The sequence below is a fragment of the Streptomyces sp. NPDC057616 genome, from assembly GCF_042800575.1.
GTDB lineage: Bacteria > Actinomycetota > Actinomycetes > Streptomycetales > Streptomycetaceae > Streptomyces.
This window is the reverse complement of the sequence record NZ_JBHVGU010000035.1, coordinates 42,320-68,859: the sequence shown is the minus strand read 5'-3', so window position 1 is coordinate 68,859 and position 26,540 is coordinate 42,320. Positions and strand designations below refer to the sequence as shown.

Annotated in this window: 21 protein-coding genes and 3 pseudogenes; 13 read left to right on the top strand and 11 right to left on the bottom strand. The window is 69.3% G+C overall.

The window, feature by feature from the left end; translation table 11 throughout:
- Positions 1–183: 183 nt before the first annotated feature.
- From ACFU97_RS34880 to ACFU97_RS34855, 6 genes and pseudogenes are all read right to left on the bottom strand, one after another.
- The gene (locus tag ACFU97_RS34880) at positions 184–594 is read right to left on the bottom strand and encodes a Scr1 family TA system antitoxin-like transcriptional regulator (protein ID WP_384264658.1); all 411 of its coding nucleotides are present in this window, start codon (positions 592–594) and stop codon (positions 184–186) included.
- 87 nt (positions 595–681) lie between these two features.
- Positions 682–1,569 carry a TIGR03618 family F420-dependent PPOX class oxidoreductase gene (locus ACFU97_RS34875; protein ID WP_384264596.1) on the bottom strand — a complete coding sequence of 296 codons (888 nt, stop codon included), beginning with the start codon at positions 1,567–1,569 and terminating at the stop codon, positions 682–684.
- A 23-nt stretch (positions 1,570–1,592) separates the two neighbouring features.
- Positions 1,593–2,516 (bottom strand): NAD-dependent epimerase/dehydratase family protein, encoded by a 924-nt coding sequence (locus ACFU97_RS34870; RefSeq protein WP_384264595.1) that lies wholly within the window; start codon positions 2,514–2,516, stop codon positions 1,593–1,595.
- A complete protein-coding gene (locus tag ACFU97_RS34865; protein ID WP_384264594.1) occupies positions 2,513–3,106 on the bottom strand; it encodes a dihydrofolate reductase family protein in 594 nt (197 codons plus the stop codon). The genes ACFU97_RS34870 and ACFU97_RS34865 overlap by 4 nt, the downstream gene beginning before the upstream one ends.
- A gap of 690 nt (positions 3,107–3,796) precedes the next feature.
- On the bottom strand, positions 3,797–4,822 hold the full coding sequence (locus ACFU97_RS34860; RefSeq protein WP_384264592.1) for a helix-turn-helix domain-containing protein: 1,026 nt from the start codon (positions 4,820–4,822) through the stop codon (positions 3,797–3,799).
- Between the two features lie 209 nt (positions 4,823–5,031).
- Positions 5,032–5,199, bottom strand: a pseudogene (locus ACFU97_RS34855) (restriction endonuclease); the annotation flags it as partial.
- A 114-nt stretch (positions 5,200–5,313) separates the two neighbouring features.
- On the opposite strand from ACFU97_RS34855, the gene ACFU97_RS34850 reads away from it, so the two are divergent.
- Positions 5,314–6,834: a hypothetical protein gene (locus ACFU97_RS34850; RefSeq protein WP_384264591.1), complete on the top strand. Its 1,521-nt coding sequence runs from the start codon at positions 5,314–5,316 to the stop codon at positions 6,832–6,834.
- A gap of 417 nt (positions 6,835–7,251) precedes the next feature.
- Here the strand turns inward: ACFU97_RS34850 and ACFU97_RS34845 are convergent, their stop codons facing one another.
- Positions 7,252–8,232: a zinc-binding alcohol dehydrogenase family protein gene (locus ACFU97_RS34845; RefSeq protein ID WP_384264589.1), complete on the bottom strand. Its 981-nt coding sequence runs from the start codon at positions 8,230–8,232 to the stop codon at positions 7,252–7,254.
- 101 nt (positions 8,233–8,333) lie between these two features.
- Here ACFU97_RS34845 and ACFU97_RS34840 point away from each other — a divergent pair, with 101 nt between their 5' ends.
- Both ACFU97_RS34840 and ACFU97_RS34835 read left to right on the top strand, forming a co-directional pair.
- Positions 8,334–8,999 carry a TetR family transcriptional regulator gene (locus ACFU97_RS34840; RefSeq protein ID WP_384264588.1) on the top strand — a complete coding sequence of 222 codons (666 nt, stop codon included), beginning with the start codon at positions 8,334–8,336 and terminating at the stop codon, positions 8,997–8,999.
- Between the two features lie 420 nt (positions 9,000–9,419).
- A pseudogene (locus tag ACFU97_RS34835) lies at positions 9,420–9,599 on the top strand (IS256 family transposase); the annotation flags it as partial.
- A gap of 137 nt (positions 9,600–9,736) precedes the next feature.
- On the opposite strand, the gene ACFU97_RS34830 reads toward ACFU97_RS34835, so the two are convergent.
- Both ACFU97_RS34830 and ACFU97_RS34825 read right to left on the bottom strand, forming a co-directional pair.
- On the bottom strand, positions 9,737–10,066 hold the full coding sequence (locus tag ACFU97_RS34830) for a hypothetical protein (protein WP_384264587.1): 330 nt from the start codon (positions 10,064–10,066) through the stop codon (positions 9,737–9,739).
- An 846-nt stretch (positions 10,067–10,912) separates the two neighbouring features.
- Positions 10,913–11,146 (bottom strand): hypothetical protein, encoded by a 234-nt coding sequence (locus tag ACFU97_RS34825; RefSeq protein WP_384264586.1) that lies wholly within the window; start codon positions 11,144–11,146, stop codon positions 10,913–10,915.
- Between the two features lie 484 nt (positions 11,147–11,630).
- Here ACFU97_RS34825 and ACFU97_RS34820 point away from each other — a divergent pair, with 484 nt between their 5' ends.
- Positions 11,631–12,668, top strand: a complete 1,038-nt coding sequence (locus ACFU97_RS34820; RefSeq protein ID WP_384264585.1) for a restriction endonuclease — start codon at positions 11,631–11,633, stop codon at positions 12,666–12,668.
- 54 nt (positions 12,669–12,722) lie between these two features.
- On the opposite strand, the gene ACFU97_RS34815 is transcribed toward ACFU97_RS34820, so the two are convergent.
- Positions 12,723–12,869 carry a hypothetical protein gene (locus ACFU97_RS34815; protein ID WP_384264584.1) on the bottom strand — a complete coding sequence of 49 codons (147 nt, stop codon included), beginning with the start codon at positions 12,867–12,869 and terminating at the stop codon, positions 12,723–12,725.
- A 176-nt stretch (positions 12,870–13,045) separates the two neighbouring features.
- On the opposite strand from ACFU97_RS34815, the gene ACFU97_RS34810 reads away from it, so the two are divergent.
- Positions 13,046–13,462, top strand: a complete 417-nt coding sequence (locus ACFU97_RS34810) for a hypothetical protein (protein WP_384264583.1) — start codon at positions 13,046–13,048, stop codon at positions 13,460–13,462.
- Positions 13,463–14,264: 802 nt separating this feature from the next.
- Entirely contained in the window at positions 14,265–14,666 is a 402-nt protein-coding gene (locus tag ACFU97_RS34805) for a hypothetical protein (RefSeq protein ID WP_384264582.1), read from the top strand.
- Between the two features lie 491 nt (positions 14,667–15,157).
- Here ACFU97_RS34805 and ACFU97_RS34800 read toward each other — a convergent pair whose 3' ends face one another.
- Positions 15,158–15,904 (bottom strand): hypothetical protein, encoded by a 747-nt coding sequence (locus ACFU97_RS34800; RefSeq protein ID WP_384264580.1) that lies wholly within the window; start codon positions 15,902–15,904, stop codon positions 15,158–15,160.
- 519 nt (positions 15,905–16,423) lie between these two features.
- Between ACFU97_RS34800 and ACFU97_RS34795 the strand changes: the two are divergent.
- The 7 genes and pseudogenes from ACFU97_RS34795 to ACFU97_RS34765 all read left to right on the top strand — a co-directional run bounded on the left by ACFU97_RS34795 (position 16,424) and on the right by ACFU97_RS34765 (position 26,094).
- Positions 16,424–16,992, top strand: a pseudogene (locus tag ACFU97_RS34795) (HNH endonuclease family protein).
- 1,199 nt (positions 16,993–18,191) lie between these two features.
- On the top strand, positions 18,192–22,292 hold the full coding sequence (locus tag ACFU97_RS34790) for a tetratricopeptide repeat protein (protein ID WP_384264578.1): 4,101 nt from the start codon (positions 18,192–18,194) through the stop codon (positions 22,290–22,292).
- On the top strand, positions 22,289–23,575 hold the full coding sequence (locus ACFU97_RS34785; protein WP_384264577.1) for a hypothetical protein: 1,287 nt from the start codon (positions 22,289–22,291) through the stop codon (positions 23,573–23,575). Before ACFU97_RS34790 ends, ACFU97_RS34785 begins: the two co-directional genes overlap by 4 nt.
- Positions 23,554–24,573, top strand: a complete 1,020-nt coding sequence (locus ACFU97_RS34780) for an alpha/beta hydrolase (protein ID WP_384264576.1) — start codon at positions 23,554–23,556, stop codon at positions 24,571–24,573. The genes ACFU97_RS34785 and ACFU97_RS34780 overlap by 22 nt, the downstream gene beginning before the upstream one ends.
- Before the next feature lie 343 nt (positions 24,574–24,916).
- On the top strand, positions 24,917–25,141 hold the full coding sequence (locus ACFU97_RS34775; RefSeq protein ID WP_384264574.1) for a hypothetical protein: 225 nt from the start codon (positions 24,917–24,919) through the stop codon (positions 25,139–25,141).
- A 31-nt stretch (positions 25,142–25,172) separates the two neighbouring features.
- Positions 25,173–25,373 (top strand): hypothetical protein, encoded by a 201-nt coding sequence (locus ACFU97_RS34770; RefSeq protein WP_384264573.1) that lies wholly within the window; start codon positions 25,173–25,175, stop codon positions 25,371–25,373.
- A 166-nt stretch (positions 25,374–25,539) separates the two neighbouring features.
- A complete protein-coding gene (locus ACFU97_RS34765; protein WP_384264572.1) occupies positions 25,540–26,094 on the top strand; it encodes a hypothetical protein in 555 nt (184 codons plus the stop codon).
- The last annotated feature ends 446 nt before the right edge of the window (positions 26,095–26,540 follow it).

Genomic DNA, 26,540 nt, shown 5'->3' with positions numbered 1-26,540 from the left:
TGAGGGTATCCCCCCCCTCTTCGGGGGGTTGGGTTCTTTTTTGGTGGGGGGGGATGGGGCGGTTTTCCCCTCCTCACCCCCCAGGAGACACCAGGGCTCTACCTGTCGAACATCAAAGTGCTGCCCTCTTTGTCGGGCCGGGCTGGAGGCTCCGTGCATGTCAGCCCTCGGCCACACACCCCATCAGCGCGGGTTCAGAGCTCGCCGCGCCGCGTTGATCACGTTGTGGGTGTCGGCTCCGTAGAGCGCGGACTCGCGGAGGGTCTGCCAGACCTTGCGGTACAGGGTGATGTTGTCGGTGTCGTCCAGCCACAGCTCGGCGTGCCAGTCCTCGGCGACGACGAGGGGGTCATCAAGGACCCAGAACCCGTTGGCAGGCACGATCTTCACGGCCGCGGTGAAGGGGATGACGCCCAGCTCGACCGTGTCCATGCCGAGCAGGCCGGTGAGGCGGTCGAGTTGGGCGGCCAGCACCGAGGACGGGCAGATCAGCGAGCGGAGCGCGGCCTCCCACAGCAGGACGTGCAGCGTGCGGCTGGCAGACCCCGTGATCGAGTAACCCCTCAGGTTATGCCGCCCTTCTCCGCTGCCGATGTCGAGGACATGGGCGTATGGATCGATAGCAGCCGCCTCGAGCAGGCGTGCGTGGTAGCGGTGCAGCTCGGCGTCGTTCTGCGTCTGTCAGTTGACTCGTTGGGCCAGGGAGACGATGAGCCCTTCCGGGCCGCGGACGTAGGCCATCCGCCATGCCTGCTCGTACTGGCCGACGCCCCCGATTAGTCCGTAGCCGTCAGCGGCGAGCTGGTCGAGCGTCGCGTCGAGATCATCGACCTCGAAAGCCACGTTGCGTAGCCCGAGCTCGTTGGCCATGGCGTCGGGGGCACCGGGCTGGTGGTCGGGCCGGTCGAAGCTGGACAGCTCCAGTGTGGTGCCGCCGTCGGGCGCGGAGAGCATCACGATGTGGGTGCGGGAGTCGGGGATGCCGATGACGGTGTCGAGGAACTCGCCCTCGACTGCCATCGGTGCGCCCTGGACCTTGAGGCCGAGTCGGACGAAGAACTCGGTCGTCGCGGCCAGGTCCGCGACGGTGACGCCGACGTGGTCGAAGCGGCGGACGCGAGACCCGGGCCCCGCTGCTGGAGCAGTCGCCTGGTTGGAGGGTGCTTGGTCGACGTGGGGTGGATCGGACGCACGAGGTGCTGCGTCGTCGCCCGGTGCGATCACTGCCACCCATCGCTCCCGGTCACGGGGGTAGGGAATGTCGGTGTACTTCGCCACGAGCCGGTCGACGACGGTCCAGGCATCCTGTCCGGTGATCCAGTCGACGACGCGCCCGCGGACGGCAACGGGTGTGAATGGGCTGTCAGCGGGCGCGATGGACAGGGCGAGGCGAGGGTCTCGGCGCAGGTTGCGTGCCTTGCGGGTGTCGGGCCCGGTGAACAGCACGATGTGCTCGTCCTTGGTTCCGACGTAGACGGGTGTGCTGTGGGGTGCGCCATCGGGCAGGACCGTGGCCAGGTGTGCGATGGCCGGACCGTCCAGGACACGCTGCAGTTCGGGGTCGAGCATCACTTCTCCTTCCTCAAGGTGGGTCAGCGGGCGTTGTCGGCGCGCCAGGCCACGTAGTCGGCGACCGCGCGGGGCAGGTCGTATGCCGGGGTGAATCCGGTGTCGGCCGTCAGGCGGGTGATGTCGAGGTAGGGGTTGTCACCGGGACCGCTGCTGCTCCTGGCCGGTCGCAGCTCCAGTCGGGCGCCGGGCACGGCGGCCTGGACGGCCTGGATCAGCTGACGGCTGGTGTAGGGGGTGCCGTTGGAGACGTTGTACGTGTCGTGCGCCAGGGTGTCGGCGGCGACCAGCAAGGCGATGGCGCGCCCGGTGTCCGGGGCGTAGCACAAGTCCCCGCCGTCGTCGGCGTGCAGCGGCGCCGGCTGGTCGCCGCGCAGGACGGCGCTGATATAGGGCGGGATCGGGTTGAAGGGTGACTGCGGGTCCATCAGCGGTCCCCAGGTGCTGCCGATCCGCAGCACCACCGGATGGACGCCGGTGCCCTGCAGCGCGTTGGTGGCCAGCGGCTCGACCGCCTTCTTGAACGCGATGATCGGGTGCGGCACCTGCGCAGCCGGCAGCTCCAGGTCTTCGTGCCAGGGGATCTCGGTGCGGCCGATGTAGGCGCCGAGGCTGGCGGCGACTGCGCACCGGCGGACCTTCCACTGACGTGCGGCCTCCAGGGCGTTGAGCAGGCCCGCGGTGTCGGTGCGGAAGTAGTTCAGAGGGTCTTCGCCGGGGATGCTGCCGGCGAGGTGGACGATGTCGCTGATCGAGTGCCGTGAGCCCAGGGCGAGGAAGGCGTCCCGGTCCGTGACGTCGAGCGGTTCCACCACGACCCGATCGGTCAGGAACGCTGGGATCTCGGCGCGCCGGTATGCGGTGACCACGGCATCGTGTCCGAGGTCGGTCAGGGCGCGTGCGGTCTGTGCGCCGATCATGCCCAGACCACCGGTCACCAGGATCATCGGGTCACCTCGTAGTGCAGGTGCGTCACGCCCGGGGCGGCCACCGCTTCGAGCAGCCGGAGCTGCACGTGCTCGGGCATGGTCTCGAAGAACGGTCGGCCGGCACCGAGCAGGACCGGTACCTGGTGCAGCACCACCTCGTCGACGAGCCCAGCGGCCAATGCTGCGGTCGTCACGTCGCCGCCCATCAGGGCCACGTCCTTGTCGCCGGCAAGCTTGCGGGCGGTGGCGACGGCGTCCTCGATGCCGGTACTGACAAAGGTCTGCCGAGCGTTGGTCTGCGCAGCCGGGCGGTGACTGAGCACGACCAGCGGCGCCGTCGGGTGTGGCGTGCCGCCGCTGTCCCAGCCCGAGTCGTCGTAGGTGTTGCGACCGCACAGGCTGGCGCCCACGCGTGCGGCGAGGGCGTCGAAGATACGGGCACTGGGTTCACTCAGGGTGAAGCCGTCGAACACCGTGCTCGGGGTGTCGCCGGTGAAGTACCAGTCGAACAGCATGCCTGCGTCGCCGAGGCCGTGCCCTGGGCCCGGGGCACGGCCGGTGATGTAGCCGTCGACGGAGACCGACAGTGCGGTGATCACCTTGCTCATGAACTGCCTTCCGTGGGTTCAGATCGCTTGCGGGATGTCGAAGAACCGGTCCGGGGCATCTCGCTCCTTGGTCAGTGCCGCGTCGGCGGAAGTTGGGGGTGGATGTGCCCGGGGCCTCGGCGTGCGCGACCTGCCGGGAACGGCCGCCGCCTGGGTGGCGCGGCGCGCCGCCGTACTCCGCCAAGTACCGCCGCCCGGTGGGCGAACGCGGTCGCGCCCTTGACCATCCGGTCGTCCGCGCCACCCACCGGTGTGACCGTGAGCCCGCAGCCCGGGAACGCACCGAGGCGTCGCCGAACACATCGGGCAGGGCGAGGCGCCTACCGGCGCCAATCGTGGCGGTCCCGTCCTGTGCCACGTCGATTCCATGGATGCCGGACCGGGCGAACAGGACCCCGCCCGTGGATCACCTGCCGGCAAAGCACTGCCCGCCACCACGCACGGGCGATCCTGGCGCCGTGCGCCGGGGCGAACGGCGCGCCGAAGGTCCGCCACGGACCGACACCGAAGCATCACCGCTGGGCGGTGGCCGGAGCACGCCGGGATGACCGGGCACCGGGCGGCATCCCAGCGGGGCTGTTCAGACGTGACCAGCCCGCCGTCGACGGCGGACCGCAACGAGAAGAGATCAGGCACACGCCGACGTTATGAAGCAGCGCGGCGCTACGTCTTGAACGAATCGCGCATGCGTCACCGCCGCGCCGATGGTCCTCTGCGAGAGGCGAGGAAGGAGCGGTACGACGCCGCATGGTCGTGCTCGCGCAGGCATCGATCGACCTCCCCTCCGAACAACGCGCTCGGGGTGACACCGGCCAGGCGCAGACACTCCCGGCTGAGGTGGGACTGGTCTGCGTAGCCAACGTCGCTCGCGAGCCCGGCCATGCCATCGAGACCCCGCTGACCCAACGGCGCGGTCGTGGCCTGGGCCAGCGCGAGAAACCCCTGGAACCGCAGGATCCGCTGCAAGACCTTCGGGCTCACGCCCACCACGTGCAGACATCGGCGCCGCAGCTGGCTCGCCGACAGTCCCAGGTGTGCGGCGAGGACGCCGACCTCGGCCTGCTGCCAGGGCATCAGCAACCGCGCCGCCTCATCCACCAGCGGATCCGGCCGGATCGCTGCACGCACCTCGTGCAGCAGTTGAGCTTGCAGGAGCGAAAGGGCCGCTTCGGGCGTGGCAGCGTTCACCATCGCCTCACCAAGCTGCTCCACCCACCGATGTCCCAGCTCCCGCAGCCCGACCGCCTGGTCGAGCAACTCGGACAGAGCCACCGGGATCAGGGGGTTGCTGCCCGGCCGGAAGCGGATCCCGACAATCGTGGTGTGTGCCGGGATCACCTCGAGCAAGGGGCCGGTCAGCGGACCCACGAGCCGCGGCTCGCCACCGAGCGGCCAGTGCAGTTCGACCCCACCGGCAGGAAGACGACGCTGCACGTAGGGCACGCCGCCGGTGTGGTGCACCCAGACCGTCTGTACCAGGGCCGACAACGCCGGCGCCGGCAGCCGTTCAATATACGACTGCAGCGATCCTGATCCGGTGACCTCGCCCTCACAGCCGGCTGCGGCCGCAACCGTGGCAGATGCCGCGATCTCGGAGAACTCCGGATCCAGGAGCTGTAGGACACGGTCCGGCGAAGCGCGCGCCTCGGGATCGAGAAGCCGCATCTCTCCATCCATGGTCGCCTGCGCGGCACGCTCACGCTCGTCATCCGCCATGCAGGAACCTTAGGAACACGGCCTCCTAAGAAACAGTGCATTGTTCACGCGGCGCCTCGGTAGTGCCGTCACACCTCGCGCTCCGAGCCAGACGGTGTTACTGCCCGCAAGGGCAGCTCAACTGCCAGCCGTACCCGGCGTCATGGCGAGGGCCCCGCTTCAGGTCATTCGGCTCTCAGGGTGCGGCATTGAATCAACCCAGTGGAGTGTCAGGACCGTGCGGTCGGCCGCCGGGGTGGAGGAAGCGCCCGCAGTAACTCCCACAGCGGCCGCGAGCCCGCCGCCCAGGTGGCAAGCGTCTCCCGGTCCACCACGTGCAGCCGCTGCTGTTGGGCGAACACGATGGCCGGGGCGGTCACCCGGCCGTTCGTCACGACATCCTGAAGCAGCCGGCTAAGCGCCGTCCATCCGATGACTGTGCCCGATCGCCTCGGTCACGGGCAGCCCCCACCCATGCTCTATCGTGCCCTCTTCGGGGAGGGGAGAGGTCGATGACTGCAGTGCGCTGGGATCAGCGTGCCGTGGCACGGGTCACGGTCCAGGGCACCTTGACGGATCAGAACCTGTTCACCTCGGCGGTGACCGACCGGGGGTGGCTGGCCCTCGAAAGCGATGTCCCGGACGGTCTTACCGCCTTTGCCGCAGGCCGCGCCCGATACACCGTGGAGGTCCGCTTTCCCGGCTCGCCGTATCGCGCGGTGAACGGTGCCCGGCAGCAACTGGAGGTACTCGCGGAGCGGCTGAAGCTGGAACTGACGGTGATAGCCGTCGACTTGGTGCGCGGTGAGCCCGACTTCCGTCTTCACTGGAGTGTTTTCCGCCCCGCCGACCGCCCTCACGTCGCGCCACAGGTAGGTCCGTTCGAGAGGCTTCGGCGCGCGGCGGCGCAGATGCGGGGCACCGGTCGGCAGATCCGCGCGGACACCGAGGCGGAGGCGCTGGTTCTCGCCGCGGCCCCCTTGCCCGGTACCGCCGCTCTGCCCGCTGACGCACAGGTGAGGCTGCGCTGGCAGGAGCTCTTCGGGCACGGTCCGTCACTCGGCGCGCCGCGCAAGCATCTGCTCGCGGGCATGGGCTACTGCTCGGTCGTACTTGTCCTTCTCGGTGTGGCGGTCGCCCAGGACGACAGCACCTCTGTGCGCCAAGCCCGGTTCTGGGCATTCTTGCTGACCGCTCTCGCCGCCCTGGCTATCGCCGCCGGCATCCTCAGACGCAACCGGCCTGGCCTGCCCCTGGTCGCTCTGGCCTTGCCGCTGGCCGCAATCTGCACAGGAAGCTTCCTGACCGGCCTCATAACGGGCCAGGGCATCGCCGCGTACGCGCCCGACATCTTCTCCGGTGGGCACGCGCTGCTCATCCTGCTGGCGGGCCTGCTGGTGCTGCGCGGGCTGGGGCTGCTGTTCCGCCATACCTCGCTGCGTGGTGGGCTGCCCTGGCTCCTGCCCGCCGTGCTGTCCTTCATCCCGGGCGTGCTGCCGTCCGCCGGGCTGTGGCAGGCAACCCTTTACCTCAACGAACTCGACGTGGATGTCGAGGACGTCCAGATCTCGGCCTGGGACCAATTCCAGTCGGGGCTCGCCGTGTTGGGGGCGATGAGCCTGTGGCTGATCGCCCCCGCCCTGCTGGGGCTGGCCCAGCATCTGCACTTCATGGTCCGCGAACGATGGATCGGCTATGCCGCCTTTGCCCTGCTCTCCGCGTGGGGGCTGCTCATGGGCGCCTGGAACTTCGCCTACCTGCCCGCCGTCGACGCCGGGTTCGACGCCTCCATAGCTGCCGCCGAGGGCAAGGCCGCCCGATCCGGTATGGGTGTGCATCCTGCCTGTCGGCCCAGCGCAGAAGGTACCCGTCGACGGGGGCACCCTCGATCCGGCACTGCCCTATCTGAAAGTGGGGGACGCCGATGGCACGGCGGTCCTGGTGCCTCTCGGGAAGGAACCGGTCAAGGTGCGCATGGCATCGGTGCGCCTGGTGCCTGTCGGGACCGCCCCCGGATCCCATACCTGCCGTGAGTTCAGCGCAGTGCAGATCCCCGATTCCTGAGGCTAGGGCGGGGGCGGGACGACCTCGGTGTCGTCCGCACTCCAGCAGGCGAGCCAATCGGGGAAGTCAAATGGTGTGGCTAGGAAATCTCTTCGGCGAGCCGGTGCAGCAGCGAGGCAGCCACGACCGGTGTTGCGGATGTCGCGGCCCTGCTTGCGTTCCCGTTCCTCGACGAACAGGGCGATCAGCTTGCAGCCGGAGCGGCCGGCCGGTGGGCGGTTCATCGGCCCCTGCGGCAGGAGGGGAGCCTCCTCGGCCGGGCAGCGGGCCGGAGAAGCAGAGCTCGGCTGCTGCGACCTGTCCGCCGTCGCGCTGGACCGGATGGGATGGGCCGCCGAGCGCGGCACTGCACGGACGGGCACCTCAACAGCGGGTGGAATGGCCGCTCACGGGGTGAGGACGATGCGGCCGTCGGTGGCGTGGTTCTCGAGACGTTCATGTGCGGTCGCCGCGTCCGCCAAGGGGAGAACTTCGATCTCGGTGTTGACCAGTCCGCCCACGACCGCCTTCAGCGCGGCCTCAGCAGCGGGCTGAACGGCCTCGGGGTGGGCTGGCACGTAGCCGCCGGCGTTGAACCCGGCGACGGTGATGTTGCCCTGCCAGATGCGGTTGCCGTCGATGCCGTGGTCCCACTCGCCGCTGGCGTTGCCGACCAGCAGGAGACGGCCTGAGGGGGCGAGCAGGTCCAGGCTCTGGGTACGGACGAGCCCGCCGACGGGGTCGACGATGACGTCGAACTTCTCGTCGCCGAGCACGTCGGGCAACTGTGCGGAGTCGACGATGGTGTCGTAGGGCAGCTTGCTGGCGGCGGCCGCGCCCGTCCTGCCGGAACGGACTGTGCCGACCACCCGGGATGCGCCGAGCTGTCGGGCGATACCGGGGAAGGCGGCGGCCAGCCCACCCAGCGCGCCGTGGATGAGGACGCTTTCCCCTGCGGACATGCGGATGGTGCGGGTGAGCGCGATGTGGGCCATGAGCGCGTTGGGGACGGCGGCGACCGCAAGGGCGGGATCGATGTCGTGGTCCTGTGTCGACACGACCCGTGCCTGGTCGGTGACGTACACGGACGCGTATCCGCCGGTGCCGTGGGAGGACAGTGACACCACCTTCTCGCCGACGGTGAAGCCGGTGGCGCCCTCGCCGAGTGCGCGCACGGTGCCGGCGACCTCAAGGCCGGGAACGTAGGGCGGCCGTGGCAGTCCGGGGGCGTCCTTGAACAGGCCCTGGCGCAGGTAGACGTCGATGAGTCCGACGGCGGCGTGGGTGACGTCGATCGCGATCTGGCCGGGCCCGGGGGTGGGATCCGGCAGGTCGGTGACGGTGAGCACGCTCGGTGCGCCGAACCGGCTGGCTTGTACGGCCTTCATGGTGGTTCCCTTTCACATTTTAACGCACGTCGTGATGCGTTATCTCGACCGTACCACCGTGGCTGCAGTTAGCGCATCTCGGCGCGCGTTACGCTTCCGGCATGCACCAAAGAGCCCGGTCGGCCCAAGACAAGACACGTCGCTCGGAAGATCTGCTGAAGGCGGCGGAAGCACTCGCGCTCGACCTCGGGGGCGTCCGGTACGTCACGCTGACCGCGGTCACCGAGCGGGCCGGCCTGCACCGCACCGGCGTACGGCGCTATTTCGCCAGCAAGGAGGAGCTGCTCCTCGAACTGGCCGAACGAGGATGGGGACAGTGGCGGGACGCGATCAAGGCCGCGGTCGCCGGCCGCAGCGGGCTCGGGCCGGCACAGACCGCCGTGGTCGTCAGCCAGACCCTGGTCGCACTGCCGGTCTTCTGCGACCTGCTGACCCACGTGCCGCTGCACCTCGAGGGCGACGTCGACATCGAACGGGCCCGCCGGTACAAGACCAACGCCTTCGCCGCGCACGATGAGATCGCCACCGCGCTGGATCGCGCGAGCAGGATGACGCTCGAGCAGATCAGCGATCTGCTGGCCGTGGCGATCACACTGGCCTCCGGCTTCTGGCAGGTCTCCCATCCGACTCCCACCCTCGCGGCGCTGTACGAACAGGAGCCGCAATGGGGGCACGTCGCGCTCGACTTCGCCCCACGGCTCAACCGCGCGCTCAAAGCGTTCGCCATCGGGTTCACCGAGACGAGCACCCCCGACGACGGGGCCTAGACGGACAGATCCTCCAGCCCTACCGCCCCCTCCGTACACCGATGGCCATGCCCCCGAGCGGCCCGCCATGGACGCGAACCCATTCATCCAACTGCCCGGCGGGCAGCGGGCGCTGCCGCAGCGGCTGACGGCGCCGCTGTCCGCCGCCGTGGCCTCCGTGCTTCCTCAGGGCGCCCGTGCCGTGATGCAGACCGAGGATGCCGAGCGGTACACCCCGGTCGCCGGCAGTCTCGTCGCTGAGGTCTTAGCGGGCAGCACACGGCACCGCGTCGTCACGGTCACCCGCCTGCGCTCGGCGACTTGTTCGAACTCCTTACCACCGCGGTCTGCCGGGCATCGGCTCAGCCCTGGATTGGGATACCGCCTCACCGGCAAGACGGAAGCAAGCGGCGAGGCATACACCGACGTAGCGGCGGTGCTGCCCGTGCTCGCTCCAACTTCCCCTCGGAGGCCGCCGCGTTGAAGTGCGTCTACATGGCGCTGATGAGCCTGGACCCGACGGGCAAGGGCCGGCGCCGCTGGACGATGCGCTGGAAGGCACCCCTCAACGCCTTCCAGATCGCCTTCGATGGCCGCCTGACCCCCACCGACCAGCGATAACTCAACAACCAAGATCAGCCGTTAAGTTGACACACCCGGTACCTGGCGGGTATCGGAGCCAGCGCCCGGCAGATCGCCGACCTGTTCCGCACAGCCGAAGGGACCCGGCGTTCATCGTATGCCGTGGCCGTTGTGCCTCAGCACAGCACGATCACCTGAGTGACCAGATTGTTGGGGTCCAGCGGCCGGGTGGTCCACGGGTTGACGCGGTCCCAGGTGCCGTTCACGTACACGACGTTGAACGGGTTGCCATGGGCTGTTGCCGAGCGATAGTAGTCCTGAATCGGGTGGTCGCCGCAGCCGTCGACGTTCCACCACATCCCCCCGACCCGAAGGTGGGAGAGGTAGATGCAGGCCCTGCCGTCCTGGCAGCCGGTGGCCCAGAAGCCGCCGGCTGCGGAGGCCGGGCTGCCGGCGAGGACGACGGCGGTGGCGACAGCGGACACCAAGGCTGCGGCCTGGGCCATGAATCGACTCTTCGGTTGCATCTCGATTCCCTTTTCCTTTAGGGGGGCGGATGCGTCCTGTTCGGCCCCGGTCGGGCCGGCCCAGCACAGGCATCACCGGTGAGATTCGAGGTGGTCTGCCGTGAACCGCACGCCGTGCTCTGACTGGCACCATCGTGCTGACCTGCCGGGCGGCAGAACAGTTCACCAACCATTCACGTATGACCGGTTCGAGCGGGCGGGTCACCATCTGCCCGGCGGGAGCTGACCCCGGTCGCACTCACCGAGGCCCCAGGCTGCCGGGGGAAGGATGATCTCCCACTCCGATGCCGCTCTCCCACTACTGTCGACCCCCTTGAACCGCATCCGTTACAGCCCTGCTGGAGGGCAGCCGTCACCTCCATCCAGCGCGCTCCTCCTGCAGCCCGCAGGCGACCGCGCCCCCTACCGCGACGAGCACAGGCACCAGTGCGCAGAGCGCCATCCACGCCTGGCCCGCTCATCCCGATCACCGGCCTTCGCGACGACAACTGTCCACGCCTCGCCGATCGTTGACAGGCCGAAACGTCTAGGCTGCCGTGCACCACGCAGCCCACGCTTGTCCAGGCCGGGCGCGCGCATCCCGCCAAAGCCCGCCGGGGAGAAGCAGAAGGCCTTCAAAAAGCGGCTGCGGGACTTCGCGGCCTCGCCCGGCCGGTGGATTCGACAGCAGATCACCGACCAGGACGGCCGTGCCGCCGATGCACAGCAGGCAATCGGTCGAGGATCCTGGGCAGTTGTCGCCGGCGGCGTCAGTTATCGGCGGTCATCGTTGAGCACCCTGCGACGGCCTGGATCCGGTTCGATGCGCTCACGGGGCCATTGGGTTCACAACTCGGATTTCGAGATCCTCCACTCAACGCGCACCACCCGGTCCACGGGGATGGACACGACTCGCACATTCGTTGGGCTGGGTTCTTCTTTCACGACGATGTGCGCGCACCCGCCTTCGATGCGGACGTGATCAGAGACGACGAAATTGGCCAGTGGAACGCCCGGAGCGTATTGGATCGTGTCACGAAACGTGACCGTGGCCTTACCCCATCCTTTGAGTAAGTTCATGCCGTCGATTGTTGCATGTACATGCCGATTTGCACTCCTCGGCTCGGGGCAGGCGTTTCGTGCCCGAGCTGTTGGCCCGCCCTGGTCTCAGCGGGTGGCCCGGTCCGGGTCATCGGGCGCTCAAAGGCAGCGGCTCCACCGATCCTGCCCCCTGTCGGGACCGGCGTGCCGCAGTTCACACGCCGGACGGTCCCGACAGGGGAACAGACACGGGCCGTTGACCGTTCATCTATACGTGGCTGCGGAGGGGACAGTGTCCCCGGGCCTCACCTATAGCCCATGGGGACGATCGTCCGGCTGAAGCCCCATGGAGCCTTCCGCCGAGAGGCGACCGCCCTCCGCCAGCCACCACCTGCCGCCCCGGCTGGCCTCCCCCGTCCAGCCGGGGCCTACCTGCGCCCTGCCGCGGGTGCTGCCGGGCGCGCAGGGGCCTGCACAGGCCGGGCCCCTGCGGGCGGGCACCGCCCCTGCGTACGCTGCGCGCATGGGGTTAAGAGCCGTCTACCGCGTGCGCAGCCAGCTCGTCGCTGCGGGACCCCTGCTGCTGGCGGCGGCCTGGTTCTACACCAGTGCCCTCCTGGTGCTTCCGGCTCTGGTCTCGGTGGCCCTGGGCCTGTGGAGTGCGCGGCTGGGGCGGAGCCTGCCCGGCAAGCGGGCGGCGCTGGCCGCAACGCGCGCGCACCTGTTGGAGACGGAAGCGCGCTACCGGGCGGATGCGCCGCTGAGCCATCACGACGCCGGACGCGTCCTCGACTTGGCCCGCCAGGACAGACGTGCCCTGGCCGGGATGCGGGCCTGGGATAGGGCCCTGCTGGAAGAGGCCCACACGCAGGCCGTGCGCGCGGCGGCGTTGCTCGAGGAGTTCGCCGAACAGCAGCACCGGCAGGCCCTCGCGCGCGAGCACGACGAGGCGCAGCGGCGCCAACATGAGACGCTCCAGCAGCGGGCTTACGAACGCCAGGCCGCCGCCCAACTGGCCGAGGACAAAGCGCAGTTGCAGCGCGATGAGATACGGGCGCTGCGGCAAGACCGCGACCGGGCGCTGCGCGCCGCACGCGACCGCGCGAGCCAACAGGCGCACGAGGTGTGGCTGTGGCGGACCGGGCGCGCCATCGCCGCGCAGCGGCGGGACCGGGCCGACCTGCACCGGGGGACTCCGGTCGAGGCCGGTCGGCAGCTTGAGCAGCACGTCGCACAACTCCTTCAACGCGACGGCTTCACCAGGGTGCAGGTCACCGGCGCGCCCGGGGACCTGGGCGCCGATGTGACCGCACGGGCCGCTGGGGACCGGCGGGTGGTCGTGCAGTGCAAGAACTACGCTGGTCGCCGCGTCACCTCCGCCGAACTGCAGCGGTTCGGAGGGACCTTCCAGACTGTGCACGATGCGGATGTAGGACTTGTCGTCACCACCACGGACTTCACCCGAGCCGCCGTCGCCTACGCCCGCCAGGCCGGCATCCTCCTCATCGACGGACACGATCTGAAGCAGTGGAGCCAGGGCACTGCCCTTGCACTCCGCTGACCGGTCGAAGCGGTCGACGGGGAAGTGGAGCCCTGGTAGGCGGCGCGTGCAAGGTCAGCGGCCCCGTTCCTCGCGCAGTGCTTCCAAGAGCTGGCCCACGGCGCTCAGGTTCGGCCCCTGCGCGAGATCCAGGAGGGCTTCGCGCTGCTCGCCGCACAGAGTGTCCAACAGCGGGCCGATCGCGTCCTTCTGGCTTGCCATCAGCTCGCCTCGGCCCCGGTCGCCCCGGCTCGATGCCCCAGAGGAGACGCGAAGCTGACGCGCCCGCTCCTCGAGGATCTCATCTCCGGACATGGAGTGGCCGGACCTGCCCCTTGTGACGGATCCCTAGTGCCGCATCAGGCAACGTTCGCCCTGTCGATGGCTACTCTGACGACGTGGTCGATGAGACGGACAGTGGGAGCAGCTCGATCCGACGCTCTTCGTGGAACCACCCGGTGGTGTTCACCGTCGCGCTGGAACTGGCCGGCCTCGCTGTCTCCGGGTTGGTCGCTTTGGTGGGGTGGCCGTTCGGGTGGCTGCCCGACACCATGTTCGTTGGCCTCGTGACGGGCCTGATCGCGATCGGGCCTGCGGCGGAGTTGTACCGCAGGGCGGGCCCACCGCGTCGGCTTGCTGTTGTTGCCGCTCTCCTTGCGCTGGCAACGGTGAGACTGTCCGTGACTGCAGCAGTGAACTGGGCCTTTCCTGCGCTGGCCGATCCGGGCGTCGGTATCCTCGTCGGCTATCTTGTTGCGCTACCCATCGGCGTGGCTGTGTTGGCTTGGTTCCTCATCAGGGCGAACGTTGCCTGAAGCGGCACTAGGTTCCGACGAGTCGGATGATCGGCTCACCCCGGCCTATCAGCGCCTCTGCACCGCGGCACAGGACTGATCGCCCCGTCACCCGATAGAGCATCCGCGTCTGGGGCACCGCGAGCGAGCCCTGCACGGACTGGAACTCGCGTCGCGTCGAGGCCGCCTGGAGACGTCGTCTACGTGCCCTCGCCCCTGGGGGGCACCATCGATGACGCCTACGGCTTGCACCGGCCTCGATGAGAGGAGCCATGGCATCGTCCGTCCTCGGGGAAGAATCAGCAGCGCGTCGGCCTGGTGGGCAAGGGCGCGCCGGACGGCCGCACCGCACCGCACCGCACCGCCCCTGGGGGTGAGGCGAACAGACCAACGTAGGCAAGCCACCACCTTCTCCAGCGCAGAGTTGTCGCGCACGCCCGGCGCGACAGAAGCCCGTGCGGTGCAGCACCGGCGCTCGGACGGCACCGCTGCGCCACCGTCCGGCAACAGGGAGCCGAGCGGGGACGCGTACGCCGCCTCTGCGGCGGCGCCGTTCACGCTCGCATCCACCGCCGAAGGTCCTGCGGGGCCTGCGTAAGGGGGCCGCTGCCGGTTCCTCTCGGTCTCTGCGACGGGGCGGTGTCTACGATCCGCAAACCACGCCGAAGCCCGCACGGCCGCTTCCCCGTTGACCCCGGGGCTGTGCGGGCTTCGGTGTCCGCCCAGGACTGCCATCTCGCACCGAGGGGAAGTCTCCGGCGACAGCATTCTCACGGCTGGAGGAGTTGCCTTGCGTCCACGCATCCGACGGACAGCATCCAGAATGACCGTATTCGCGGCAACTCTCGCGGCCATCGCAGGACTGACGCTGGCCAGCGCGCCCGGCGCGGCCGCCGAAGACCGAGCCTCGTTCGACCTCACAGTCGGCGCCACCTACTTCAAGGGCACGATCGAGTTCTACAACCGATCCGTCACCGTCAACGGCGTGCTGCGGGGCCTGAGCACCGGATGCCGACGGGGCGCGGCCTGGGCGTTCGCCTCCAGCGGATCAACACTGGACAACCGGTCCACGACCGCGGTGTGCAACGGGGCCGTCTCCAAGACGATCCCGCTCACAGCCGACGTGCCGGGCGGAGCCGCAGAGGTCGAGGTCGATCTCCTCGAAGGCAACGGCTACCGGATCGCCAGCTGTCACGTCCAACGCGGCTTCGAGTACTGCGAGTAGGAGAGGACCAAGCCCAGGTGTCCAGCCTGTCTCGATACTGCCCAGATCCTGACTGGTATGAGCCGTAGTGCCGGTGGGCTCCGCTGGCTGCTCCACTGGACACCTGGGCTTGCCTGCGCGCCGAGTTCGCGCTGGAGGACTGCTCGATCCGTGGCCTGGCCGGCCGCTATGCGCCTTCGAGGTGGCGCGCAATCAGGTACGTCTCGGCGCGCACGAAGTGCCGCTCGCGGGCGAGCGCGACACGGTATTCCAGCTGGCCAGTTGCATCCACGACCTGCCACGGCTTTCCGTGGGCCTACCCGCCCGCCCGTACCGTCACCACCGGGCGCGGCAGCGCCGCCGGCAGGTCGAAGGCGGCCGGTCAGCGAACAAGAGGAGCTGGTGGCGTGTTCGGTGCGCGGGACAGGCGGCGCGCGCCCACCGGACATCGGCCCGCGGCACCCCAGCCCCCGGTCCGGCGGTCCGGCGGTCCGGCGGTCCGCTGGAAACGCCTAGTCGGGCAGGGACCGCACATGCAGGACCACGGAGGCGGCGGGCAAGGTGACCGACAGTCCGACCGCCCCGAGCACGACCCACGAGGCCGTGGTGGTCCAGTAGCGCTGCGGGAAGGAGGCGGCAACGCCGGCAACGACGGCGCTGACGAGGACGAACGCCGCGGAGGTGCGGGAGGCCCATCGGACGGCGTAGGCCCGGTTGACGGCGGGCTTCTTGTAGGCCCAGACGACGATCAGCAGCGAGAGCGCGGTCAGGCCGTACAACGACATCTCGAGCGGGCCGCGCCACGCGGTCGGATACAGCACCGCCTGGGCGTAGCCCTGCGCACTGACAATGATCATGAGGGCGACGATGAGGGACACGGCGCCGCTGACGAGACGGACCAGGCGCAGCGCCGGACCGGTGTAGGCGTAGGAGTGCACGAGCCAGGCCAGGCCGGTGAGCAGTCCGGTGGCGCCGATGCCCAGCACCGCGCCGCACATGACGCTTTCGACGTAACCCCGCGCGCAGACCTGCTCGCCGGAGATCACGCCGTAGCCGTAGGAGTCGTAGGCGAAGGCGAAGAGCGTGGCGACGAAGAGCTGCAGGGTGGCTTCCAATTTCACGTCCTTCGGCGTCACGACGAGCACGGCGATGACGGTGAAGACGAGACCGGCCACGACACCCGCGAACTGGGAGTGCTGCTGAGCAGTGATCAGCGGATTCCAGTCGAGGCCCTTGACGCAGTCCAGCGGCTTGTTCATGATCCCCCCGATGTCGTTTAGATGGAGAATCGGTACCAGTGCTCTTAATGCGCCCTACTGGCAGGTAGTACCGAATTGAGACCCACCGGGGCTCAGCGTCACGACTGTTGCGTCCCGCCTGGCAAGCGGCGCCGCGGCGTGGACGGTTCGGGCGGAGCACCAGGCGAATACGGCGCGGCACCATCCCGACCAGGTGGTGCCACTCATCGACACGATGGGGCGCCCTGTTGCCGGAACCTGCTGGAAAGCGCGGTAGCTCCGGTGCGCAAAGACTGGTGTGACCTGCCGCCTGTACGGGCAAGCACCCAGCCGATCGCTTGGCACACGGCAGGCTTTGACCGCTACGAAGATCACAACCCGCCTGTGATCTCCGGAAGGACGCTTCGTGTGCTTCACCCGCACCCTGCACGCCGCGGCGGTCGTGCTCGCTTCGCTGGGCCCTCACCCTCTCCCCCCACCCCCGCCAGCGCCGCACCCCATGCCACCGCCCTCACGGCCCCGGCCGCGCCCGGCGACACCATCACCCTGCCGGTCCGCGACGCCCTGGCCGCGCTGCCCGTCCAGGACGAGAGCCGCACCGGCTGCAGCCGCGACAAGTTCCGGCACCGGATCGACGCCGACAAGGACGGCTGCTCCACGCGCGCCGAGGCTTTGCTGGAGGAGGCGGTCACCGCCCCAGAGGTCGGCCCCAAGTGCGCGCTGACCGGCGGGCGCTGGTACTCCCCTACGACGACCAGTACATCGACGAGGCCCGCCGACTCGACGTCGACCACCTCGTCCCGCTCGCCGAGGCCTGGGACTCCGGCGCCTCCGCCTGGACCGCCAAACAGCGCGAGAACCACGCCAACGACCTCGACGACCCGCGCGCCCTGATCGCCGTCTCCGCCGCCACCAACCGCTCCAAGACCGACCAGGACCCCGCCACCTGGCTGCCACCCGCCACCGGCTACCAATGCGTATACGTCACCGACTGGATCGCAGACAAAACCCGCTACCAGCTTGCCGTCGACCCCGCCGAACAGGCCGCACTCACCGGCGAGTTGGACGCCTGCCCCAACACCCCCATCACCGTCACCCTCACCCACTGACCCGCCCAGCACATAGCCGGCCCGCCGCTACGGGGGAAGCGACGGGCCTGCCAGCCCCCACCGTGCAACAGCCCCTGGCTCCGGCGCAGCGGCTCACGAGGCGCTGCACACCGGGACGTTGGTGGCGGAACGTCCGCGGGTGCGCGGGCACGCGGACGGGTCCTGATGACCTGCGCAGGGCCCGCCTCCTCGCCCGCCGAGCCGCGGACACCGTCATCGGCATCTCTCTCTCCCCCCGGGCAGGTGACCACGCCAGTACACCGGTGCGGGCGTGGGACGGGCGCGGCCCCGCCCCCACCGGACGCAGACGACAACGCCCGCCACGCCTCCCTGAGGCGCTCAGCCCCGGCGCCGCACCCCTCCCGCCCAGACCACCAAGACCATCGAGCCGCCCACCGTGGTCATCGCGGCGGGCGACGACGCCACTGGCCCAACGCTGCGGCCGCGCACCTTAGCTCGCCCTGGCCGCCACCACCAACGCGTCGGCCAGCCGGCAGCAGTTGCCGGCAACGACCGGCCCGGAGTCATCTCCGGATGCATGCTGCCGCGCCCTTCACGGCCGCATCGTCCGGGCCTGGCAGCCTCAGGCAGGCGCCGTCCTCGGTCAGAAGGGACTCCCCGTCTCATCTCACTGTGTATGCACCGGAGTCTCGGCACACCGCCAACCGGACTCCGCGGCCAGCGTTGCATCCCCACGCCAGGCAAGAGTCCCGTCAAACCACTGCGCGGTGCGGTCGCCCTTGTGATCCTGCCAGGGCCGGCGTTCGCACACGGGCGCCGCCTGAGAAGACGTCCGCCGCGTCCTGCGCATCACAGCGGTGCCTGCCGGTGCTTTGCCAGTGGCCGGAGGTGGGCAGCTGCGGGCGGGCGTCTCGCAGCCCCGCCCGGCCGGGGTGGGAGTCGCAGCTCCCACCCCGCGCTCCGCGAGCCCCACCACCCGACAACCGTCGCCCGGCAGCCGCCGGATAGCGACACGTCCGCGGGCAGGTCTTCTCGCTGGCATGGCCATCGCGGCCGTTCGTACACGGTGCTCGCCCTTCGATCCGTAGCCACGTTTGTGGGCGGGACGCGATCGGGCCACCAGTGATATCGGCGGTGGCTCCAGGCCTGGAGCCGGAGTTGGGACAGCGCGTGTCCGGCATGTGATGGAGATATGGTCCGGGGATCTCACCGAGGCAGGGCGCGTATCGTGCATGCGCATGGGGGATGTACGTGGTGTGTTGCGACGCCGGCCCCGAATAGTTCGGATCACGGACGCCCAGGGGCGCTTCGCCGCTTTCGGTTTTCTGTTGGGCCGGGAGTTTGTGCTGACCACCGCCGAGGGAGGACGGCACGGGACCCAACTGTCCTTCGGTGTCGGCCCGTTGGACTCGCACGATGCCATCCCCGTGCGGGCCGAGCAGGTCGTTGTCGAGGCCGGTGTGGCCCTGCTGCGTCGGGCTTACGGCGGCGCGGACGAGCCGGGCGTATGGCTGGGACGGGATGTTCTCCTGGCGCGCGGGGACGTACTGAATGTGCTGCTGGACGACCTGAGGGTCCCTGTCCGGATCGTCGGTGTGGAGGGGAGCCGATACCTCCTGCAAGCGCAGGCGCCAGGTCTGCCGGACGACGTCTCAGGAGCACCGGTCGTGGCCGGTGCGGACGACTACGTGGTCGGGCTGGTCGTCGCCGGCGAGACCGACGCTCTGGCCATGGCCGGAGTCGACGACGTCCTGACCTGGTTGCCGCAGACGGTCCGTTGGCGGGCGCCCTCCCCGTTGCCCGATCATGTCCTCAGCAGATCCGCAGCACTGGGTGCCGCGCTTCAAAAACCGCTCGACCGCATCATCGACGCCGATGCGGTGGCGCCCCGCGTGGGCCAGTGCCCGGCGTGCGGAGAGGAACGCGACCGCGCTGATCCGGGGCAGCCTGAGCGGCAGGAGGGGTACTGCCCGGCGTGCGGTACCCCCTTCTCCCTTCTCCCGGACCTACGGCCCGGCGAGGTACTGGCCGGGCGCTACCGGGTGAAGGGGTGCCTCGCACGCGGCGGGCACGCGTGGATCTACCTGGCGCAGGACCTGCGGCAGCCCGCGAAGTTCGTCGTCCTCAAGGGACGGCTGGACTCCCGGGCCCCACGCAGCGACCGCCTGCGCAGGGAGGCGGAGTGCCTGGCCCGCCTTGACCATCCAGGCATCGTGAAGACCTCGGGACTGGTGACCGGCGCCGAGGCCGAGTACATCGTATTGGACTACGTCCCCGGCCCATCCCTGCGTGAACTCCGGGACCGGAGAGTGGCGTTACACGAAGTCGTGGCCATCACCATGCAGATCCTCGACGTGCTGGACTACATCCACGGCCGGGGGCTTCTCTACTGCGATATGAAGCCGGACAACGTCATCCTGTCCGGCGGCCGCGTCAAGCTGATCGATTTCGATGCGGTCCGTGCCGAAGGCGACCAGCTCAGCCCCTTGGTCTACACCCCCGCCTACCGGGCTCCCGAGTACAGCTCCCGAGAACTCGGTCCGACCGTGCGATCCGACCTCTACTCGGTGGGGCGGGTCCTCCAGGACCTCGTCGTCTGGGCCAGCAGCACAGCCGACCCGGTCATGCAGGACCGGCGCCCGCTGACGGCCGTGCTCGGGGTCGTCGCACGAGCAACGGCCGACCACGACGAGCGTTTCGCCACAGCGGCCGAGATGGCCGAACAACTGGACGGCGTACTGCGGGAGATCCTCGCACTGGAGGAGGCAACGGGCTTTCCGAAGCGGTCGCTGTACTTCGCGCCTCCCGACGAGCCGCTGGATGCCGGACTCGGCGAGGCACCGCCACTCGAGGCCTGTGTCAACGGGATCGACGAGATCACCGCTGCTCCGCCCGCACCCCAGGTGATCGCGGGCGGCCTGCCCGACCTGTACCCGTACGCCGAAGCGAGCTTCGGTGCGGCGGCCCCGGCGCTCCAGGAGTGCCGAAGGCTGATCAGGGACGGGTATCCCGAGCGCGCGGAGCATGCCCTCGACGACGCCCTCGTCCATGGCCGCGCCTCGATCGAGAGCGGGGGCGATGCCCGCTGGGTCCTGACCTGGCACCTCGGCCTCATCGCCTTGGCGAAGGGCGATCCACCGAAGGCGAGGACACACTTCGAGGACGTCGTCGCCGCCCTCCCGGGCGAGGCCGTGCCACAACTGGCCCTCGCGCTGTGCCTCGAGCACCAGGGGCGCCACTCGGACGCGGAGAAGTACTACACGGCGGTTCGCCGCCGTGAGCCGGACTGGGGTGTGCCTGTTTTCGGGCAGGTCCGCGTTCGTCTCGCGGGCGGGCAGCGTGGGCAGGCGCTGGCGTGCCTGGATCTGGCGGCTCTCGCCCGCCCGGGCGGGGCCGCTGCGGTGGCCGCGGTCCGCCTGGCATGCACAACCCGGATCCCGAACCCGGACGGCTCGCCGGTACGGCCGGGGCCTGCCGACATCGGCGCGGCCGTGGGCCGGCTGACAGCGCTTGCGCCAGCCGGTGACACCGGGGAGGCCCTCGGACGGGACCGGCTTCGCAGTGTTGTGTGGCAGGCGGCATACCAGCATCTGGCCCTGTCCGATCCCGGCACCACGCTGGAGGGGACTCCACCCGTCCTGGGCCCGGTCGACCTGGACCTCGCCCGCAAGCAACTCATCGACGCACTCGTGGCATTGGTGCCACAGGCGCGATCCGCCGAAGAACGCAAGGCGCTCACCGAACAAAGCCGCAAGACCAAAGGGCGCCGACTGCTGCGCCTGCCCGACTCGCTCCGCCACCCCAAGCCGGCAGCCCCCCGGGGCCACGCGGCCCTGGTGGTGACGGTGAGCCAGAACCCGTTCCTGGCGCACGGTGACACCGAGATGCACGCAGTCGTGCAGATCCACCAGCCCGCTGGCCATACCGGTCCACTCGACGTGATGCCCTGGCTCAGGCTGCAGACGCACCCGAACGTGACGGTGAAGCTACTGCGTGAACTCCACCCCTTCGCCCGGGACTTGACCAGCTCGGTCCTTCGGCGCGGCGACCGTGTGCTGGAAGCCCCTCTCGGACCGTGGCGGCACGCGGACGGCACCAGACTCGATCTTCACCTGTGCCTGGCGATGGACCCGCCCCTGGGACCGGCGGGTGAAGACCTCCAGGCGGCGGCGATCGATGTCGTCGCTCGTCCGGACGATGACGCGGCTGCCGGGACGGCTGCGGTGTCGCTGTCCGCGGCCGTACCCGTCCTGGTGCACACCCCGGCTCAGGCCCCCACCGATCGGCGGCGCCTGAGCGATGCCGTGAATGCCCTGCTCGACGCCCGTCGTTCGGGACACCCCGGACAGGTCCGCCACCACGCAGCACTCGCCGCATCGCTCGCCCGCACCGTGGGCGACGACACGGTCTTGCAGCTACTGGAAGCCCTGGACCTGCCTGCCCGCACCTCCTCCCCCACCCCTGTCGACCTGCCGAGCCGGTCCGAGCTGGTGAGCCGGTCCGAGCTGGTGAGCCGGTCCGAGCTGGTGAGCCGGTCCGAGCTGGTGACAGGCACGCCCGCCTCGCAGCGGCAGAGCCAGGCGAGCCGGTCCAGCCGGTCGGCCGACCTCACGCGATCCCCCCGCACGCACGAGCAGCGTCGGACCCACGCCGAGCACTCCCTCCACTCCCGCTTCAGCACAATGTCGCTCACCGCCCGCCGACACGGCCCGGGACACAACTCTCGCTCTGCCGGCGTCGGCCGGACCCGCAGGAGGCGCGGGCCTACCGCGCTGCGGCACTGTCCGCGGTGCGGCTGTCTCGTGGGAGCGGACGACCTGTGGTGCATCGACTGCGGCCTGCGGCTGGCACTCGTCGACGAGCCGGCCGTCGAGCCGCCGCCCGGCCGCTTCTGCGAGCGGTGCGGGCATCGTGCCGAGCCCGACACGCGCTGGTGCGCCTGCGGAGCACCCCTCGGGCCAGGCGGTCCGCGCATGTGGTGCCTCTCGGACGAACCAGCCCGGGTGGGGCAGACGACCTCCGTCGCCTTCGCGGTGATCGCGGGTGACGGCCCGAGCGCCGGGCCGCCTCTGCCGCAACCGGTCAAGGTTCGGGTGCTGCTGGAAGCCTGGGATGCCGCGGTCAGCCCGATCACGCAGGTCACGCTGCTCAAGGCGGACCGCACGATCGACCAGACGATCTTCGATGTGGTCCCCGAACAAGCAGGCGTGATCACACTGACCCTCCGGGTGTATCTGGAGCCCGGCGGCCGCCTGCTGCAGGAAACCCAGGCGGAACTGTCGGTCGAGGCGGCCGACAGCGTCAACGAGAACAGAGGGGAGGTCGACGAGCCGCAGTGATACAGGAGTTGAAGGGTGTGGTCACCGTCGACCACACCGACGGCATGCGCACTGTCCCGGACGGGCGCTACGACCGGGAACGCACGGTCTATCTGCGCTTCGCCAAGGACCCCCGCGACAACGGCTATCTCGTGCAGGCGTGGGGCAGCGCGTTCCCGCCGGACGGCTACGGCGGCTACCAGGGGCGGCTGCCGCACCCGCCCGCCGTACTCGCCGGCGCGATCCAGGTGCTGCGCGCCACCTGGCAAAAGCACGTCGTCGAGCACCAGCACGTGGACAGCCAGACCCGCAGGACCACCTACCCCTTCGTCGACCACTGGGACGTGGCCCGGACAGCGCCCTGCCCCCACTGGGACGACATCATCCGCCGCCTCGCACGGGCCGGATACACCCTCTTCCGTACGCTGTTCCTCACCGGTGACGCCGGCCTGAACGAGATCGCACGCCATCTGCTGCGGGCACTGCGGGACGGCGAGCACGTCATCACGGTCGAGTCCGACGACCTGTTCGTCCCCTGGAGCATGCTCTACGTGCCCGCGGAGACCGACGCGTTGGACGGAGCATCCTCCTTCGACGGTTTCTGGGGCTACCGTCACGTCGTCGAACACGGCTTCTCCCGTGGCCCGCACGCGTTCGACAGCCGCATCACGGTGCCGGGCAACACCGTCACGGTGGGACTGAACGTGGACGAGCAAGTCGACCAGGAGTACCCCGAAACCCCGTATGTGGAACGGGTGATCGACTTCTTCAGCAGACATGCCGAGGTCGTCGTACGCCGTAACAAGGACGAACTCCAAGACGCCCTGACCAACCCCGAATTCGCCGACCTCATCACCTACTTCGGCTGCCACGGCGAAGTCAGCGGACCCGGCAGCGGCGGCCAGAGCGAACAGCCCTACATCGTGCTCGGCACCGAGCGGATCTACGGCGCGGAGCTGATGGGCTGGCTGGCGGGAGTGGTGCTGCCCTCACAGCCCCTGGTCTTCGTCGGGGCGTGCCAGGGCGGGCAGTTGTCGTCGCTGTTTTATCCGAGCTTCGGCCGGTACCTGCTCAGCTGCGGCGCCCGGTCCCTGCTCGGTCCGCAGGTCGATCTGCCCCGCACGTTCGCCTGCGAGTACACCACCAGGCTCTTCGGCTGGTTCCTCCAGCGCGGGATCAAACTGGGGGACGTGGTGCGGGAACTGGCCCGCCTATATGCCGACGAACACCGCAATCCGCTCGGCCTGAACTTCTCTCTCTACCGAGGCATGGACGTCCACCTATGGCCCGACGCAACATCGTGACCACCTCCCGCACCACGCCGGCGACGCCCACCATCGTCGATCTCGACAGCAACGGCAGTCCGCTGGACCCGGCCACGATCAAGCCCCTGCCTGCGAGGGCCGTCGACGGCTTTTGGGCGAAGCATCTGCAGATACCCGACGACGCCTCCGACATCGTGGTGTTCGTCCACGGCTGGCGCAACAGCCCTGCCCAATCACTCGCCCGGGCACGGCAGTTCTTCACGCTGGTCGAATCGACCTACCACGCAGGCCGGGACCGCTACCCCGCCCTCAACACCTGGCGGGGGCACTACGTGCTCGTGCGCTGGCCCTCCATGAGCAACCCCTTCCTGACCGGATACCGCCGTATCCGCGAGCGAGCGCACGCCATGACCACCCAGGGCCACGCCGCAGACGTGCTCGCACAACTTCTGGGCTACCTCAACAGCACACGCCGACGCCCCGGCGGGCCACCCACGCTGCGCACCGCAACCGGTCAGTATCTGCACGCCGTCGGGCACTCCTTCGGCGGGCGCTTTCTCGTCGAGGCCGTGCAGGCCGCCGCCGACGAACGCCCGGCGGTGCTGGGCTGGCAGCGCCCCGACCCCCGGTACCCCTACGCCCTCGACACACTGCTGGTCTTTCAGATGGCCGCCTCACCGCAGGTCTTCGCGCAACGGTTCGAACGCATCCTGCACGACGCGCCCATCAACGGGCCCATCGCCCTGACCACATCACGCGCCGACCGGGCCACCGGCCTGTGGCACCGCCTCGCCGAGGGCACGCCCGGTATCGGCCGCATCGGCGCCACCCAACCCGCCGAGCACATCACGGCCACCCCTCTACTCGCCCCCACCACCCCATACCGCCACGAGGATCTCGACCGCCGCATCGTCAATATCGACGCATCCTGGCGCTTCCGCCGCGGCCGCCTGTGGAACCCGGCCGGCGCCCACTCCGACATCTGGTACCCCGAGTCCGCCCATCTCCTGCTGTCCCTGGCAGACCTCGCCCGATGACCGCACACGACATCCGGTAGAGCCGTCAGTGCCCGTCTGGCGGCATGTCCAGGCCCTTGCGGAGAGGAGAACAACTGGATGGACACCCACAGCCCACAGGTCTGCTGCTTCCCTCTAAGCACTGGTGAATGGGGGCGGCCGATCGTCGAGTCGCTTCCAGGGTGATCGAATTCGTAGACGCTGCGAGGTACCCGTTGCAGGGTTGGCGAGGGCGGCAGCGGCACGACGGGAGCCAGCTCCGACCGGTCACACGTGAACGGTCCGTGATCTGTCAGCCCGCCAGGCACGTCAGCACGATGGTCGTGCTGTCTCTTGATGCGCCCTATCAATCCTCGGGGGAACAATGCGCAAGATCGGTATTGCTGTCGCGGCCGGAATCGCCGGGGCCGCCGTCTTCATGGGATCCGGCTCGGCCCAGGCCCTCACCTTCAACAACGACGCCTGTCTGGATCTGCGCCAGGTCCAGGTCTGCGACAACCACACGCTCTACCGGTTCGTCCAGCCGGCCGGCCCGTCACTCAACCCGTGCGGCATGCCGTGGCAGGCCGTCAGGATCGGCACCTGCTAAACCACCCCACCACCCAGAAGGAAGAACACAGATGACTCTGCGCAAACGCATCCTGGCCGCAACCGTCCTCACAGCGACCGCGTTCGGCGCCCTCGGTGTGCCAGCCATGGCAGCACCCATGCCATGGGAGACCAGCAAGACCCCCACCGCCATCACCCACCACACCGCCTCCACGTCAGCCGGCAGCATCGGCACGGTCACCGTGCGGTGCGGGGCTCCTTGCTTCGAGTAGGCGAGGATGCCGCTTGGATGCCTACGCGTCGGCGAGCGGCGTCCATGGGGCTGTGGCATCGCCGTCGCGGGTGGCCGTCCGCACGGCCACGGCCCTGGCATCGTCCGTGGTGGAACAGAACTCCGCTCGTCGGACTGGGGGTTGGGGTTGTGGTGTGCTCGTGTGCATGGTCCGGCACGTTTCGACGGCCTTCGAAACGCTGACGGTTGTCCTTCGGACAGCCTGCGTTCTAACACGACATGAAGACAGGCCGGTCGCGGTGATGGGGGCCTGTCGCCGCGGCCGCAGGAAGCCAACGCTGGAGGATCTCACCCCGGCACCCACTTCCAAGGGATGCGGCGGTGAGAGCCCCGGACAGGAAGAGACCACGATGCAGTCGATCAAAAGGATCGTGTCCCGTACCGCTGTCGCTGCCGCTTTGGGGACCGCTGCGCTGATCAGCGGCCCCGGCACGGCCTCCGCAGCCGGTATGCATCCTCAGTACTGGACTGACCGGTGCGACTACGGCAGGGCCTGCCTCTACCGCGAGGACGGAAACGTCTTCAACGCCGGCCACTGCGGATCAACAGCTGGCCTCTTCTACAGATTCGACTACGCGAAAGCCAACGGAAACTCCTTCACCGTCTATTACAAGGACGGCAGGTGGGACTTCGTCGCGGCATGGAGCGAGCGGATCCTGGACGTCACCAACGTCGTCGTCCAGGTGAACGTGCACTGCTGAACACCGGCAACGGTGTGGTGCGGACACGGGAGTGGGAGTCGTCCGTCCTCGACCTCGGAAGCCGGTTGCCGACGCTGATGCTCTGCCGATCACAACGAACCTGACGTCACCGCAGCCGCCATCGTGCCCGCCCGCAAGAAGCGTTCGTCATGGACGGTGACCGTACAAATCCGTGCCCCCGGGTCCTCGTGCGTAGCGGGCCCGGGGGTGTCACGCGCACCGCAACTGAGCAGCCAGCCGTCCGGCCTGCCCCGAGCAGTGCGCCGGCCGATGCACTCACCCACTGATCCTCGACCAAGGAGTGTCAAGATCGTCTACGCCGGCGCGCAGTGGCCGCCGTGGTCGTGACCAGCGCAACCTTCATCGCCCTTGCTCCTCAGGCCATGGCCGCCCCCGTGCCGTGGGAGACCGGCAAGACCCCCACAGTCATCACCCACCACGCCGCC

What these genes read in the sequence shown, in the direction of transcription:
- ACFU97_RS34875 (WP_384264596.1), bottom strand. Translation starts at nt 1,569, where the DNA reads ATGCTCGACCCCGAACTGCAGCGTGTCCTGGACGGTCCGGCCATCGCA.
- ACFU97_RS34870 (WP_384264595.1), bottom strand. Translation starts at nt 2,516, where the DNA reads ATGATCCTGGTGACCGGTGGTCTGGGCATGATCGGCGCACAGACCGCA.
- ACFU97_RS34865 (WP_384264594.1), bottom strand. Translation starts at nt 3,106, where the DNA reads ATGAGCAAGGTGATCACCGCACTGTCGGTCTCCGTCGACGGCTACATC.
- ACFU97_RS34860 (WP_384264592.1), bottom strand. Translation starts at nt 4,822, where the DNA reads ATGGCGGATGACGAGCGTGAGCGTGCCGCGCAGGCGACCATGGATGGA.
- ACFU97_RS34850 (WP_384264591.1), top strand. Translation starts at nt 5,314, where the DNA reads ATGACTGCAGTGCGCTGGGATCAGCGTGCCGTGGCACGGGTCACGGTC.
- ACFU97_RS34845 (WP_384264589.1), bottom strand. Translation starts at nt 8,232, where the DNA reads ATGAAGGCCGTACAAGCCAGCCGGTTCGGCGCACCGAGCGTGCTCACC.
- ACFU97_RS34840 (WP_384264588.1), top strand. Translation starts at nt 8,334, where the DNA reads ATGCACCAAAGAGCCCGGTCGGCCCAAGACAAGACACGTCGCTCGGAA.
- ACFU97_RS34830 (WP_384264587.1), bottom strand. Translation starts at nt 10,066, where the DNA reads ATGGCCCAGGCCGCAGCCTTGGTGTCCGCTGTCGCCACCGCCGTCGTC.
- ACFU97_RS34825 (WP_384264586.1), bottom strand. Translation starts at nt 11,146, where the DNA reads ATGAACTTACTCAAAGGATGGGGTAAGGCCACGGTCACGTTTCGTGAC.
- ACFU97_RS34820 (WP_384264585.1), top strand. Translation starts at nt 11,631, where the DNA reads ATGGGGTTAAGAGCCGTCTACCGCGTGCGCAGCCAGCTCGTCGCTGCG.
- ACFU97_RS34815 (WP_384264584.1), bottom strand. Translation starts at nt 12,869, where the DNA reads ATGGCAAGCCAGAAGGACGCGATCGGCCCGCTGTTGGACACTCTGTGC.
- ACFU97_RS34805 (WP_384264582.1), top strand. Translation starts at nt 14,265, where the DNA reads ATGACCGTATTCGCGGCAACTCTCGCGGCCATCGCAGGACTGACGCTG.
- ACFU97_RS34800 (WP_384264580.1), bottom strand. Translation starts at nt 15,904, where the DNA reads ATGAACAAGCCGCTGGACTGCGTCAAGGGCCTCGACTGGAATCCGCTG.
- ACFU97_RS34790 (WP_384264578.1), top strand. Translation starts at nt 18,192, where the DNA reads ATGGGGGATGTACGTGGTGTGTTGCGACGCCGGCCCCGAATAGTTCGG.
- ACFU97_RS34780 (WP_384264576.1), top strand. Translation starts at nt 23,554, where the DNA reads ATGGCCCGACGCAACATCGTGACCACCTCCCGCACCACGCCGGCGACG.
- ACFU97_RS34775 (WP_384264574.1), top strand. Translation starts at nt 24,917, where the DNA reads ATGCGCAAGATCGGTATTGCTGTCGCGGCCGGAATCGCCGGGGCCGCC.
- ACFU97_RS34770 (WP_384264573.1), top strand. Translation starts at nt 25,173, where the DNA reads ATGACTCTGCGCAAACGCATCCTGGCCGCAACCGTCCTCACAGCGACC.
- ACFU97_RS34765 (WP_384264572.1), top strand. Translation starts at nt 25,540, where the DNA reads ATGGTCCGGCACGTTTCGACGGCCTTCGAAACGCTGACGGTTGTCCTT.